The 13256-nt window shown below is 63.8% G+C and carries 12 protein-coding genes; 3 read left to right on the top strand and 9 right to left on the bottom strand.

What is annotated here, in order from left to right; translation table 11 throughout:
* Positions 1-9: 9 nt before the first annotated feature.
* From P6U29_RS14455 to P6U29_RS14475, 5 genes are read right to left on the bottom strand one after another with little or no spacing between them, the layout of a single operon-like run.
* Positions 10-1542: an ABC transporter ATP-binding protein gene (locus P6U29_RS14455; RefSeq protein ID WP_407118196.1), complete on the bottom strand. Its 1533-nt coding sequence runs from the start codon at positions 1540-1542 to the stop codon at positions 10-12.
* The gene (locus tag P6U29_RS14460; RefSeq protein ID WP_407118197.1) at positions 1539-2222 is read right to left on the bottom strand and encodes a cysteine hydrolase family protein; all 684 of its coding nucleotides are present in this window, start codon (positions 2220-2222) and stop codon (positions 1539-1541) included. Before P6U29_RS14460 ends, P6U29_RS14455 begins: the two co-directional genes overlap by 4 nt.
* An 11-nt stretch (positions 2223-2233) precedes the next feature.
* Positions 2234-3160, bottom strand: coding sequence for an ABC transporter permease (locus P6U29_RS14465; protein ID WP_407118198.1), 927 nt, complete (start codon positions 3158-3160; stop codon positions 2234-2236).
* Positions 3160-4272 carry an ABC transporter permease gene (locus tag P6U29_RS14470; RefSeq protein WP_407118199.1) on the bottom strand — a complete coding sequence of 371 codons (1113 nt, stop codon included), beginning with the start codon at positions 4270-4272 and terminating at the stop codon, positions 3160-3162. The genes P6U29_RS14465 and P6U29_RS14470 overlap by 1 nt, the downstream gene beginning before the upstream one ends.
* Positions 4269-5381, bottom strand: a complete 1113-nt coding sequence (locus P6U29_RS14475) for a BMP family ABC transporter substrate-binding protein (protein WP_407118200.1) — start codon at positions 5379-5381, stop codon at positions 4269-4271. The genes P6U29_RS14470 and P6U29_RS14475 overlap by 4 nt, the downstream gene beginning before the upstream one ends.
* Before the next feature lie 405 nt (positions 5382-5786).
* Here P6U29_RS14475 and P6U29_RS14480 point away from each other — a divergent pair, with 405 nt between their 5' ends.
* Together P6U29_RS14480 and P6U29_RS14485 are read left to right on the top strand one after the other, a co-directional pair.
* Positions 5787-7061, top strand: a complete 1275-nt coding sequence (locus tag P6U29_RS14480; RefSeq protein ID WP_407118201.1) for an allantoate amidohydrolase — start codon at positions 5787-5789, stop codon at positions 7059-7061.
* Between the two features lie 97 nt (positions 7062-7158).
* Entirely contained in the window at positions 7159-8532 is a 1374-nt protein-coding gene (locus P6U29_RS14485; RefSeq protein ID WP_407118202.1) for a hypothetical protein, read from the top strand.
* Between the two features lie 11 nt (positions 8533-8543).
* Here P6U29_RS14485 and P6U29_RS14490 read toward each other — a convergent pair whose 3' ends face one another.
* The gene (locus P6U29_RS14490; RefSeq protein WP_407118203.1) at positions 8544-9863 is read right to left on the bottom strand and encodes a dicarboxylate/amino acid:cation symporter; all 1320 of its coding nucleotides are present in this window, start codon (positions 9861-9863) and stop codon (positions 8544-8546) included.
* Between the two features lie 200 nt (positions 9864-10063).
* Positions 10064-10285 (bottom strand): hypothetical protein, encoded by a 222-nt coding sequence (locus P6U29_RS14495; RefSeq protein WP_407118204.1) that lies wholly within the window; start codon positions 10283-10285, stop codon positions 10064-10066.
* 348 nt (positions 10286-10633) lie between these two features.
* Between P6U29_RS14495 and P6U29_RS14500 the strand changes: the two genes are divergently transcribed.
* Entirely contained in the window at positions 10634-10816 is a 183-nt protein-coding gene (locus P6U29_RS14500) for a hypothetical protein (protein WP_407118205.1), read from the top strand.
* Positions 10817-10835: 19 nt separating this feature from the next.
* Here the strand turns inward: P6U29_RS14500 and P6U29_RS14505 are convergent, their stop codons facing one another.
* Both P6U29_RS14505 and P6U29_RS14510 read right to left on the bottom strand, forming a co-directional pair.
* Complete coding sequence (locus tag P6U29_RS14505) at positions 10836-12212, bottom strand: vWA domain-containing protein (protein ID WP_407118206.1); 1377 nt, start codon at positions 12210-12212, stop codon at positions 10836-10838.
* Between the two features lie 5 nt (positions 12213-12217).
* Positions 12218-13165, bottom strand: a complete 948-nt coding sequence (locus P6U29_RS14510) for an AAA family ATPase (protein WP_407118207.1) — start codon at positions 13163-13165, stop codon at positions 12218-12220.
* Positions 13166-13256 lie beyond the last annotated feature (91 nt).

Genomic DNA, 13256 nt, shown 5'->3' on the forward strand with positions numbered 1-13256 from the left:
CCTCCGTGGTCAGTGCCCTGCCATATGCCGGCCGACCACGGTGAGGTCGGCCTCGCTGGTCCGTGCTTCATACACGAATTCGCCGTGGAACATTACCACCAGCCGATCGGACAGTTCGAGCAATTCGTCGAGATCCTCGCTGACGAGCAGAACGGCGGCGCCGCGGTTTCGCGCGGCCATGATCTCGGCGTGAATCTGCGCCACCGCTGCGAAATCGAGGCCGAAACAGGGATTGGCTGCGATCAGCACCTCGACGTCGTCGCCGAGCTCGCGGGCGAGCACGGCCCGTTGCACGTTGCCGCCCGACAGTGCCGAGATCGGCGTGTCCGGCGTGCGGGTTTTGATCTTATACCGCGCGATCTTCCTCCCGGCGTCATCGCGAAAGGCGCCATGATTGAGCCACCAGCCGCCACGAGCGAAGGGCGCACGGTCGAATTCACGGAAGGCGATGTTGTCGGCGACGCTCATGCCGCCGACGCAGGCGTTCTTCAACGGCTCCTCGGGCAGGAGGGACATCTTGTGGCGCCGCATCTCCTCACGGCTGGCGCGGTAGGGATCGCCGGCAACACGGATCTCGCCGCTTTCGGCTTCGCGCTGGCCGGCCAGCACCTCGACCAGCTGGCGCTGGCCGTTGCCGGAGACACCGGCGATGCCGACGATCTCGCCGGCGCGGACGGTGAGCGAAAGATCATGCACGGCGACTGCGCCGGCATCGTCGAGCGCGCGGAGCTTTTGCAGCTCGAGCCTGGCTTGGCCAGGCTTACCGGTGCGCGGCGGCTGCACCGTCAACTCCTCGGCGCCGATCATGGTGCGGGCCATCGCGTCCGGCGTGAGCTCGGCGACCTTGCCGGCACCGGCGAGCTTGCCGCGGCGCAGGATCGTGACGTCATCGGCAAACGCCATGACCTCGCGGAACTTGTGCGTGATCATCAGGATCGTCAGCTCGCCCCTGACGACCATCTCGCGGAGCATGCCGAGCACCTCGTCGGCTTCCGCCGGGGTCAGCACCGAGGTCGGCTCGTCCAGGATTAGGAAGCGACGCTTCAGGTAGAGCTGCTTGAGGATCTCGCACTTCTGCCGTTCGCCGGCAGAGATGTCCGAAACTTTCGCGCCGAGCGGCACCTTGAAAGGCATGCGGCCCAAGAACGCCTCTAGCCCTTTCATCTCCTTCGGCCAGTTCACCACGGCCGGCACGTCGTCGCGGGCCAGCACGAGGTTTTCGGCGACCGTCATCGCGGGCACCAGCGTAAAATGCTGATAGACCATGCCGAGCCCGAGGGCCTGGGCGTCCTTTGGATTGCCGATCGCTTGCTCGCGTCCGCCGACGAGAATGTCGCCTTCGGTCGCGTGGTAATAGCCCATGATGCATTTGACGAGGGTCGATTTGCCGGCGCCGTTCTCGCCGAGCAGCGCGTGGAATGAGCCCGGCCGCACCTTCAGCTCGACATTGTCCAGCGCCAGGAAATCGCCGAAGCGCATGGTCATGGCGACGGCGTCGACGCCGAAGGCGCCTGACGGCGGTGGTGTTTCGCCGATGATCACGAAATCGCTCCGATGAAGGCATCGGAGGTCGAGACTGCTCCGAACACGCCTCCCTGCATCCTGATCATCTTCAGCGCGTGATCGTGGTTGCTTTTGTCAGTCGCGCCACAGCAATCCTGCAGCAGCACGCATTCGAAGCCGCGGTCGTTGGCCTCGCGCATCGTGGTGTGAACGCAGACGTCGGTCGTGATCCCGGTCAGCACGATGTTCTCGATGCCGCGCACGCGCAGGATCAACTCCAGGTCGGTGGCGCAGAACGAGCCCTTGCCCGGCTTGTCGATGATCGGCTCGCCCGGCAGCGGCGCCAATTCGGGAATGATGTCCCAGCCAGGCTCACCGCGTACCAGGATGCGTCCGCACGGGCCGGGATCGCCGATGCCGGCGCCGATCTGGCGCGAGCGCCAGCGCTTGTTGGCGGGAAGATCGGAGAGATCGGGGCGGTGGCCTTCACGGGTATGGATGATATGGAAGCCTTGGCTGCGCATCACCGCGAGCAGCTTCCTGATCGGCTCGATCGGTGCCCGCGTCAGCGAGAGGTCGTAGCCCATCTTGTCGACATAGCCGCCGACGCCGCAGAAATCAGTCTGCATGTCGATGATGATGAGCGCCGTGTTCTCGGGACGAAGATCGCCGTTATACGGCCAAGCATAGGGTTCGGACTTGATGTGGCGCTCGGGCATGATCTTGCTCTCTAGCGTGTTATCGACAATTCGGCCGGGGCTCCGGTCAGTGTGCGTTTGGGCGAGCAGGTGATGATCATGATCGCCAGCGTCAGGAAGTACGGCGCGGCGTTGAAGAGGTGATAGCCGGAGGTGACGCCGACCGATTGCAGCGCCGGCCCCAGCGCCGCGGCGCCGCCGAAGGCGAGCGAGGCCCATAGGCAGAGCAGGGGGTCCCAGCGCGCGAAGATCACGAGCGCCACCGCCGTGACGCCCTGGCCCGAGGAGAGACCCTCGTTCCAGCTGCCGGGATAGAACAGCGACAGGAACGAGCCGCCGATGCCGGCGAGAAAGCCGCCGACCATAGTGGCGCGCAGGCGGATCAGCAGCACGGAGTGGCCCATCGCGCGCGCGGCATCCGAGCTCTCGCCGGCTGTGCGGATGAGCAAGCCCCAGCGCGTGGTGCGGAAGGCCCAATACAGCATCGGCGCGAGCGCGACGCCGATCAGGAACATGACATTGATACGCAGCGCCGCGCGGACCTGCGGGATGTCGCTCCACCAGCCGAAATCGATCGCGGGAAGCCGCGGGGCGGTCGGTTCGATCAGGGGCTTGCCGAGGTAAAACGCAAGACCAGTGCCGAACAACATCAGGGCAATGCCGACCGCAATGTCGTTGACGCGCGGCAGCGAGCAGATGCCGGCATGCAGTGCACCGAGCAGGGCGCCGGCGATGCCGGCGGCGAGCACCCCTAACCAGGGCGATCCGGTGAGGTAGGAGATGCCATAGGCGCTCATCGCGCCCATCACCAGCGTGCCTTCGAGACCGAGATTGATGCGGCCGGCGCGCTCGGTAATGCATTCGCCGAGGCTCACGAACAGGAACGGTGTGGAGACACGAATTGCGCCGCCAAGCACGGCGAGCGGCACGGTCCAGAGTCCGATCGATCCGTCTGCCATCAGGACTTGCCTTGCAGGAATCTGGTGCGGCCGTAGAGCGCGTCGCTGGCCAGCACGAAAATGAAGATGATGCCCTGGAGCACCAGCACGGATGCATCCGGCAATCCCAGACGCCGCTGCAGCAGCCCGCCGCTGGCGCTGATGCCGCCGAGCAGGATCGCAACGGGGATGATGGCGAGCGGATTGTGCCGCGCGAGAAAGGCGACGAGAATGCCGGTGAAGCCGTAGCCGGCCGCGAGGTTGGCATTGGTGCGTCCCTGCACGGCGGCGACCTCGACCATGCCCGCAAGGCCAGCAGCGCCGCCGGCAAGGAAGCAGACGGTCAGGATCAGCTTGTCGACGCCGAGGCCGACGATCTTCGCGGCGCGGATGTTGCCGCCGGCAACCCGCGCAGCGAAACCGAACACGGTATGATAGATCAGGATGTAGGCGGCAATGGCGGCGATCAGGCCGAACACAAGGCCCCAATGCACGTCGGTACCGGGAATGGTGCCGATCATGTTGGCGACGCCGATCTCGCGCGTCGAGGGCTTGTTGAGGCTCCCGGGATCGCGCATCGCCCCTTCGACGAGATGGTTGAGAATTGCTAGCGCGATGTAGACGAGCAGCAGACTGGAGATCGTTTCGTTGACGCCGCGATACTGTCGCAGGCCGCCCGACAGCATGATCCAGAATCCGCCGCCCATTACCCCCGCGCAGACCATTGCGATCTGCACGACGAGCGGCGGCATGCCCTGGAGCGCCAATGCGGCGCCGGTTGCCGACAGCGCGCCGATCAGGAGCGCACCCTCGCCACCGATGATGACCATGCCGAGCTGCGCGGGCAGGGCGGTGCAGAGTGCGGTGAGGATCAGCGGCGCCGCGCGCGTCAGGGTATTCTGCCAGGAGAACCAGGTGCCGAACGCGCCGTAGTACATGTAGAAATAGAGGTCGAGCGGATTCTTGCCGAACATCGCGACGAAGATGCCGAAGACCGTGAGCGCGCCGACGAGCGCCGCGCCCGGGATAAGGATGTATTCAATTGTTGCGCCGTGGCGCTGAAGAAAGCCGAGATCGGCGGCCGGGGCAATCATCCCGGCCGCATCAGTGGAATCCACAGCTTCCGTCGTCACGAAGTCGCTCCGATCACGCCTTCTACGAGGTAGTCCATCTTCTCCAGCTCGGGATCCTTCTGGCCGCGATCGGTGCCGGCCGCGATCACCGTCTTCCCCTTGTTGTCGATCAGCCCACCCTTGAAGATGGTGTAGCCCTCGGCCGAGAGGAATTTCGCCTTGATGTCGTCCGCGTGCTTGCGGGCCTCCGCCGAAACCGCTTCGCCATATGGCGAGGTCTTGACGATCTCTTCCTTGAGGCCGCCGCGATAGAAATTCGGGATGCTCTCGCCGGCGGCGATCATCTTCACGAACTTCGGATAGAGCGCCTCCCAATTCCACTCCGCGCCGGTGAGATACGCCTTCGGCGCGAGCGGCGACTGGTTGGTGTGATAGCCGCAGACGAAGGCGCCGCGTCGCGCGGCGTTCTCGACCATGGTCTTGGGGCCGTCGACATGGCAGGTGACCACGTCAACGCCCTGGTCGATCAGACTGTTGGTGGCTTCAGCTTCCTTGACGGGCATCGACCAGTCACCGGTGAAGATGACCTGCGTGGTCGCCTTCGGATTGGCGAGCCTGGCCCCGAGCGTGAAAGCGTTGATGTTGCGCAGCACCTGCGGGATAGGCTTGGCCGCAACGAAACCGAGCTTGCCGCTCTTGGAGGTGTAGCCGGCGACGATGCCGGAGATGTATTGAGCTTCGTCGATATAGCCGAAATAGCTGCCGGCATTCTTCGGATCCTTGTCGCTCCACAGACCGCCGCAGTGCTCGAAGCGGAGCTTCGGGTACTTGTTGGCCATCTTGATCATGTGCGGATTGTAGTAGCCGAACGAGGTCGGGAAGAGCAGGCTGGCGCCGTCGAGATTGATCATGGACTCGATCGTCTTCTCGACCGCGTCGGTCTCCGGCACCTTCTCCTCCTCGACCACCTTGAGGCCAGGAATCTTCTTCAGCGCCGCCGCGCCCTGCGCGTGCGCCTGATTGTAGCCATAGTCGTCACGCGAGCCGACATAGATGAAGCCGATGGTCGTCTCCGCCGCCAAGGCCGGGCGGACACCAGCCGCGGCGCCGAGGGTAAGGGCCGCACCGCCTTGCAACAAATGCCGTCGTGAAATCCTGCCAAAACCCATTGCTTGCTCCCCTTGGCGGATGCCCCGCCTCAATCTCGCGGCTACCGCCGGTCTGGCGGAGCTCGGGATAAGTGTCGCAAGCTTCATGCCACAGGCTGCGGAACGTTCATTTGAGCGTAAGCTATTGAGAATTTTAGAATTTCCAGTTTGCCTGAATCCTGATCAGAAGATCGATGGATTAATTTGTAGGCAGTAATTCCCAATTGTATGCAATGGAGTTAAGCAGCTTTAACCTGTTCGCAGGTGTGCGTGACGGGAGCGGGACTGTCGGCCGGTTGCTCGCATTCATGCTAACCACGCGCGGATTGGGACGGCGCCGGAGGAGTGATTTTCGCTGGCACCGAACTTGTATCGATTGTCATCAGGGCCGCTGCTGCGGTCCGCGCGAGATGGAAAGCCGCCGAGATGGTTGCTGGGAACGCCGTTCAAACGACATCGCTCGGCGAAGAGATCGTGCGCCGCATCAACGAGCTCGGCGCGATCTCGGAAAGAGGTGACAACCTCACCCGCATCTATCTCACCGAGGAGCTACGCGAGGCAGCGGACCTCATCCTTGGCTGGATGCGCCAAGCCGGCATGAGCGCCCGGCTCGACGCAATCGGCAATGTCTGTGGCCGCTACGAAGGTGACCGGCCGGGCGCGCCCAGCCTGATGCTCGGCTCGCATTACGACACCGTGCGGGATGCCGGCAAATGGGATGGACCGCTGGGTGTGATCACCGCGATCGCTTGCGTCGCCGATCTCAACCGTCGCGGCAAGCGCCTGCCGTTTGCGATCGAGGTGATCGGCTTTGCCGACGAGGAGGGGGTGCGGTTCGCGTCGACCTTGCTCGGCAGCCGTGCGGTGGCCGGCACTTTTGACGAGAGTGTCCTGAATACGCGCGACAGCGACGGCGTGTCGATGCGCGACGCGCTCGTGCAGTTCGGCCTCGATCCCGATCATATCGGCGCGGCCGCGCGGGCGCGCCGCGAGCTGCTTGCCTATCTCGAATTGCACATCGAGCAGGGGCCGGTGCTGGAAGCGCAGAACCTGCCCGTGGGCGTCGTCACCGCGATTGCCGGTGCCACGCGCCTTGCCGCGCGGCTGACCGGGATGGCCGGCCATGCCGGCACCGTGCCGATGCGGTTGCGCCGTGATGCGCTCGCCGGCGCGGCCGAATGCATCGGTGCGATCGAGCAGTTTTGCCGCACCGACGACGGCGGCCTGGTCGGCACCGTCGGCTACATCCAGGCGAGGCCCGGCGCGACCAACGTCATCCCGGGCGAAGCATCCTTCACCATCGACATGCGTGCGCCGACCGACATGCACCGCAAGCGCGCGGTGGCCGACGTCGTCCGCCAGATCGAGGCGATCGCCAAGCGCCGGCAGCTGGCCCTCCAACTCGACGTCACCCATGAGAACCGCACCGCGCCTTGCGCGCCGTGGCTCAAGGAGCAGATCGCGCAGGCGATCGAAGCCGAAGGTTTTTCCGTGTTCGAGCTGCCGAGCGGGGCTGGCCACGACGGCATGGCGATGATCGACATTGCCGATGTTGGCATGATCTTCGTCCGCTGCCGCGGGGGCATCAGCCATCACCCAGAAGAGCATGTCGAACTCGCCGATGCCGATGCCGGCGCCCGGGTGTTGCTCAGGGTAATCGAGAATTTTCAGACGCGGGAGAGCCGCGCCGGAGCGAGCTGAACAGCCGGACGGCCGTTCGTCATCGGGGCGAGATACGAATCGATCACGCTTGGAATGGTGACCGGCCATCGCCGGGATCGCGAGACACTAGGTGCACATGAACAGCGACATTCCCCGGCCGTCACATCGCGGAAACCGGTTTTACCAGGGCATGGCTGCGACGTTTGTCGCCAACGCGCTTCAGGCGGTCAATTTCCTCGGTGATCGGTTCCTGAGAAAGTCGCATCATTCGTTGTCGGCCATCGAGGACCTCTATCGGCACTCGATGGACAGCGCGTTCTCGGTGACCGAGGCTTTCCTCGTCACGGGCGCGCCGCACGCCTCCGCCTATTATCCGCGCGACTTCGCGTGGTTCTATCCTGATGTGCTCGATCCTGAAACGATCATGGATTCGCATGACGCGGTGCGGCGGGTGCGCCTGCTCGAGAAGAGCGTGCGCCTGCTGCTGGAGGCGGTCCGCGCCAACGTCGTCACCACGACCATCGTGCCGGCGGGCCGCGGCCGGTATCTCGGCGTGAACTATTTCTCGCGGCCCTCGGATACGCTGCTCGGCATTCTCGCCGGTCTCCAGCAGATGATCTCTGCCGAGGAGAGGACGTCGTCCTATCTGGCGATGTCGCAATGCGCACACGCAGGCCGTCTGTTGCTGGCCGAATATGGCGGTGACCTGAAGCGGGCGATCCTCCAGCTCGCAAGCGAGCTCGAACCGTTCAATGATGACGACACGAGGTATTTGCTTTGCGATGTCCACGCACCTCGCTCCGCCGCAACAGATACCCGCGCCGAACGCAGGCGCTTCGTGACCAATGCTTCCGTCTACACGACCTTCGTGTGGGGGGTGCAGCTCGGGATCGTCGACGAGAACGAGCTGAAGCGGCTGCTCGGGCGCGACATCGCGCAGTACAAGAGGGACCTGCTCCGCCTGTTCGGCAAGGATGGCCATATCAGGCATTCCCTGGATGGTCCGGCGAGCACGCCGGCCTCCTCGGTCGCGCTGGATTTCGTCAGCGTGCATCGCGGATTTTGGGATATGCGCGAGGCGAGCGAACGAGCCTTGTTTGCCGCGACGGCGGATCTGATCATTGCCGAACCGCGGTTTCGCATCCCCAGCACGTTTCATTTCCTGGTGTCAGCCGATAATCCCAGGAACAAGATGATCCACAAGATTGCTGCACGCGCCTATCAGGGACGTTCCTCCTGGCCGACGTTCAACGTCGAGTTCGCGGATCGCATGCTGGACTATGATGAATTCACTGGCAGCGATACCTACCGGGCTTGCGCGCAGGGCATCTTGAGGGACATCCGAACGGCGACTGAGGTTCACGGCGGCTATCAGGAGCTGATCTCGGAGCAGGGTCTGAAGTATCGCACCTGGGCCTATAAGGGCGCCGTGGCCCACTCCTGGTTTCCGCGCTTTCTGTCGGTCTGGAGGAGGGCGTACGGCACACCGCTGCTCCAGTGGAATGACTGATCAGCGAACCGCTACCCCGCCGTCACATCGACCAGCTCGCCGCCCTCCAGCACCTTGGCCGTCTTGGCGCGGTCGAGGTCGCCTTCCCAGGCCGCGACCACAACCGTCGCCACGCAATTGCCGACGAGATTGCCGAGCGCGCGGGCCATGCCGATGAACCAGTCGACCGACAGCACCAGCACGAGGCCGATCGCGGGGATGCTCGGCACCGCGTTCAATGTCGCGGCCAGGATCACGACGGCCGAGCCCGGCACGCCATGCGCACCTTTTGACGTGATGAGCGACACGCCGAGCACCAGCAGCAGGTCGCCGAACGACAACGGCGTATTGGTGGCCTGCGCAATGAAGACGACCGCGAGTGTGAGGTAGATCGAGAAGGCATCGAGATTGAATGAATAGCCGGTCGGAATGACGAGACCGACGACCGAATCCTTCACGCCCATGCGCTCCAGCTTCTTCATGATCTGGGGCAGCACCGCGTCCGAGGACGCCGTCGCGAGCACGATGGTCAGCTCCTCGCGCAGGTAGGCGAGGAATTTGAGGATGTTGATGCCCGCGAGCGCCATCACCCCGCCAAGAACGCCAAGCACGAAGATGCCGACCGAGACGTAGAACAGCACTACCAGCGATACGAGTTGCTTCAGCGAGCCGACGCCGTATTTGCCGACCGTGTAGGCGACCGCGCCGAGCACGCCGAGCGGGGCGACGCGCACGATCAGGCCCATGACGCGGAACAGCACGGTGGAGGCCGCATCGATGACGGAGGTGATGAGCGCGCCCTTCTCGCCGCCGACCAGCGCAAGGCCGACGCCGAACAGCACCGCGAAGAACAGCACCTGGAGCACGTCGTTACGCGAGAGCGCATCGAAGGAGGTGGTCGGGATCACGTTCATCAGGAAGGCGCCGATGCCGCCGCCGGACAGCTTATGGGCGTTGTCGGCATAGGTGTTGAGCGCCTTGGCATCCAGCGTCGAGGGATCGATGTTCATGCCGTGGCCGGGGCCGAAGAGATAGGCGAGCAGCAGGCCGACGACGAGGGCCACCGTGGTCATGACCTCGAAATACACCAGCGCCTTGACGCCGACCCGCCCGACCTTCTTGAGGTCGCCGGCGCCGGCAATGCCGTGCACGACGACGCAGAATACGATCGGCGCCACGATCATCGAGATCAGCTTCAGGAAGGCGTCGCTGAGAATCTTGAGCCCGATCGCGAAATCCGGAACGGCCATCCCCAGGATGACGCCGAGCACCAGCGCGGCCAGAACCTGGACGAACAGCGAGGTGAAAAGCGGCTTCGGCTCGGCGGCGGGTGCCGCGGCAATGGTCGACATGGTGGACTCCCCGATTTGACGCGTCTTGAACGTCAAAAGGAGCAACAACCGTGCCAGATTGTCGCGGTGATCCGGAAAGAATCGCAGGCGGTCATGTCCAGAATGCGCGGCACCTCTTCAGCGGTGCACCGCGGGGCGGGGATTCATCACGTGGCCGCCGAGAGGCCGCAGGACCCGTCGTCAGTCGTGGTGCTTTCGTGTCATGCCACGAGATCCAGCAGCCGGCATGATCCGCGCACGAGCACCTTGCGTCCCCTAGGGGTCATCGCCGGCACGCCGTCATTGACGACGACGAGGCCGAGCTTGACGAGGCTTTCGATCAGGTAGGCCTTCGAGAGGCGACCGCTCGACGTCGAATTGCGAAGTGTGCGCAGAGCTTCCCATTGGTCCGGCGAAAGATCGAAATCAACGTCGTTGCTCATTTTGCCTCAAGCGATAGTCCAGTCGCGGCCCTGTTAGCGGCACCGCATGAAAACCATGCGACGACAATGAGTCGGGAATTCGGTGCGTCCTTTAGAATGTCTCTTCACAAATTGCCTCACTTCGTTGCGCCACAAGCGTTAAGATCGTTCACGCACGAACGTCGTTCCGGTTTTCGATCACTAATTGATGATCTTTGCTTGATGTTGCAGTGCGAACTGGCGCAGTGCACGGGAAGTATCGCTGTCCCATTCCGCGTCGCGATATGCACAGAAATGATCAGGCGAGCGGTTCAGGACTCTGTTACGTTGATTTGCGGGGAATGGCTTCACATGGCAGGAGTGGAGTGCATGAACAGGCTGGTTGAAATTCGCAATCAGGAATTTTTGTGCCGCGAGCGCGCAGCGCTCGATTCGAAGCGTCGGGTATTCTGGCTCGCGCAGGCTCAGGAGTGGGAGCAGCGCGCACTCGACGAGATCGCCTATCACTTTCGGGAGTGCAATCTCGCGCCGGCCGAGCTGAACGCTGCCTGACGCTGGTGGTTATTGCTGCTCACTGATAAGTCGCCACGATGTCGGACACAGCGCGCTCAAGCTGTTGCGCCGTGGCGCATTGGCGCACCACGCTGCAAAAGGTCGCGTAGCGCGGCATCTCGGAATCGCCAAAGCCCCAGGCGAGCCGCCCCTCGGGATTGAGCCAGACCAGTCGCTTCGAGCGGTCGGAGATCCGGCGCAAAATGTCCGCGCGCGGATCGAGATTGTTGCTGCGGGCATCGCCGAGCACGATCACCGTGGTCTGTGGCGTCAGTGTACTCATGAACTCCTTCTCGAAATCGACCAGCGAAGAGCCGTAGTCCGACGAGCCGAAACCGACCTTCGACATGATCTCGGACATCGCCTCCTCCGGCGACTTCGATTCCAGGATTTCGCTGACCTCGATCAGGTGCGAGGAGAAGGCGAAGGAGCGGACATCGTCGACCACCTCGTGCAGCGAGTGGATCAGCAGCAGAAAGAAATCGGATACTTGCGCGACGGAGCCCGAGACGTCGCACAGGGCGACGATCTTCGGCCGGTCGCGATGCTTGCGCTTCCATGCCGTGAGGAACGGCACGCCGCCCCAGGCTGCGTTGCGGCGGAGCGTGCGGCGAACGTCGAGATGGCCGCGGCGCTGGCGCTTGCGCGGCTTGGAATAGCGCTCGCGCAGGCGTCGCGCGATCTGGCGGATGAGGGCGCGCATCTCGGCGACTTGGCGCCGCTCGATGCGGGCAAGCGGAGCACTGCGCAGGATCTCGTTGCGGAGGTTTTCGGCCTCCTCACGGGCATAGAGTGCAAGCCCCTGAGACACCGTATCGCGCACGGCTTCGCGCAAGGCGTCGAGCGCGGCGCGTAGACGCTCGGCCAGTGCCGGGTTGGTCGCGGTCAGCTCATCGAGATCGTCGCGCAGGCGCTGGAGGCCCATGGCGTTGAGAATGCGGCTGGAAAAGATGCCGCGCTGAGTGGAGTAACGGATGTCGGACAGGGAGGCCGCCTCGGAAGCGGAGGCGATGGCGGCTGTGATCGTATTGCGGTCCTGCGATAGCAGCATCTGCGCAAGCGGGCCCAAACCTTCGGAAGGCCGACCTTCGTCGGCGTCGCTGGCTGCGCCGGAGGAAGGCGATTGATTCGCGTCCTGCGGAGTGTCGTTGTTGTCGGCTTCGGGTTGGTCCTGCCGCGGCTCCGGCTGGCTGAAGAAGAGATCAAAGCAGTCGTCGAGCGCGAGCTTCTCCTCCTGCGACTTGGCGAGCGTCAGCAGCAGCGCGTCGCGTAGGACGGCGCGATCGGAGATGCCGACCTGCGCGACTGCTCGCATCGCATCGATGCTTTCGGCAGGCGAGACGTGAACGCCGACGCCGCGCGCCGCCCGGAAGAAACGATGGAGGTTCTCGCGCATCGGCGTCAACCGAAGACGTTGGACCGCGCCGCCTTGGCAATGAAGGTCGTCACCTGCGGCGCTGCTGCCTCGATGTCGGCTTCGTATTTCAGGAGCACGTTGAGCGTGTCCTTGACGATCTCGGTGTCGAGCTCGGCGGCCTGGAGCAGCACAAGCACGCGTGCCCAGTCGATGGTCTCGCTGACCGACGGCAGCTTCTTCAGATCCAGCGAGCGGATCTCGTGGATGAAACCGACCATCTGTCGGCGCAGCGTTTGCGAGATGCCGGGCACTCGGCTTTCGACGATGCGCTCCTCCAGCCGCTGCTCGGGGAAGCCGATATGCAGATGCAGGCAGCGCCGCTTCAGGGCGTCCCCGAGGTCGCGCTCGCTGTTGGAGGTGAGGATCACGGTCGGCGGCGTGATGGCCGAGACGGTTCCAAGCTCGGGGATCGTGACTTGGAAGTCGGACAAGATCTCCAGCAGCAGCGATTCGAATTCCGCGTCCGACTTGTCGATCTCGTCGATCAAGAGCACGCAGCCACTCGGCTGCTCCAGCGCCTGAAGCAGGGGGCGCGGCTCGACGAACTCCTTGGAGAAGAACACGTCGCCGAAATCATGGAGCTGGTTGAGCGCGGCGTGCAGCGTCTGCGCGCCGCCGAGCACTTCGCCGAGCTTGTCCTTGAGGATCTGCGTGTAGAGAAGCTGCTTGGCGTATTTCCACTCATAGAGCGCCTTGGCCTCATCGAGGCCCTCGTAGCATTGCAGGCGGATCATCTTCATGCCGCGCCAAGCCGCGATCGCTTTGGCGAGCTCGGTCTTGCCGACGCCCGCGGGGCCCTCGACCAGGATCGGCTTCTCGATCTGCTGCGACAAATAGACGGCGGTCGCGATCTGCCGGCTCGCGATGTAACCTTGCGCGGCGAGGCCGCTCTCCACTGCCTCGATCGAGGTCGAGGCCTTCTGATCTGCCACGAATGGGCGCTCCCAAAGGTCTTGGTTGAGGCTTGTTCTGCCTGCGTTCCCGGCAAAGAACAAGCCTCGTTTGGGAGACCTCAGTCCGGCG

Source organism: Bradyrhizobium sp. LMG 9283, from assembly GCF_045571415.1.
Lineage (GTDB): Bacteria > Pseudomonadota > Alphaproteobacteria > Rhizobiales > Xanthobacteraceae > Bradyrhizobium.

Coding starts and splice junctions, on each gene's coding strand:
- P6U29_RS14475 (WP_407118200.1), bottom strand. CDS start 5,381: ATGGGTTTTGGCAGGATTTCACGACGGCATTTGTTGCAAGGCGGTGCG.
- P6U29_RS14460 (WP_407118197.1), bottom strand. CDS start 2,222: ATGCCCGAGCGCCACATCAAGTCCGAACCCTATGCTTGGCCGTATAAC.
- P6U29_RS14480 (WP_407118201.1), top strand. CDS start 5,787: ATGGTTGCTGGGAACGCCGTTCAAACGACATCGCTCGGCGAAGAGATC.
- P6U29_RS14485 (WP_407118202.1), top strand. CDS start 7,159: ATGAACAGCGACATTCCCCGGCCGTCACATCGCGGAAACCGGTTTTAC.
- P6U29_RS14500 (WP_407118205.1), top strand. CDS start 10,634: ATGAACAGGCTGGTTGAAATTCGCAATCAGGAATTTTTGTGCCGCGAG.
- P6U29_RS14495 (WP_407118204.1), bottom strand. CDS start 10,285: ATGAGCAACGACGTTGATTTCGATCTTTCGCCGGACCAATGGGAAGCT.
- P6U29_RS14465 (WP_407118198.1), bottom strand. CDS start 3,160: ATGGCAGACGGATCGATCGGACTCTGGACCGTGCCGCTCGCCGTGCTT.
- P6U29_RS14490 (WP_407118203.1), bottom strand. CDS start 9,863: ATGTCGACCATTGCCGCGGCACCCGCCGCCGAGCCGAAGCCGCTTTTC.
- P6U29_RS14505 (WP_407118206.1), bottom strand. CDS start 12,212: ATGCGCGAGAACCTCCATCGTTTCTTCCGGGCGGCGCGCGGCGTCGGC.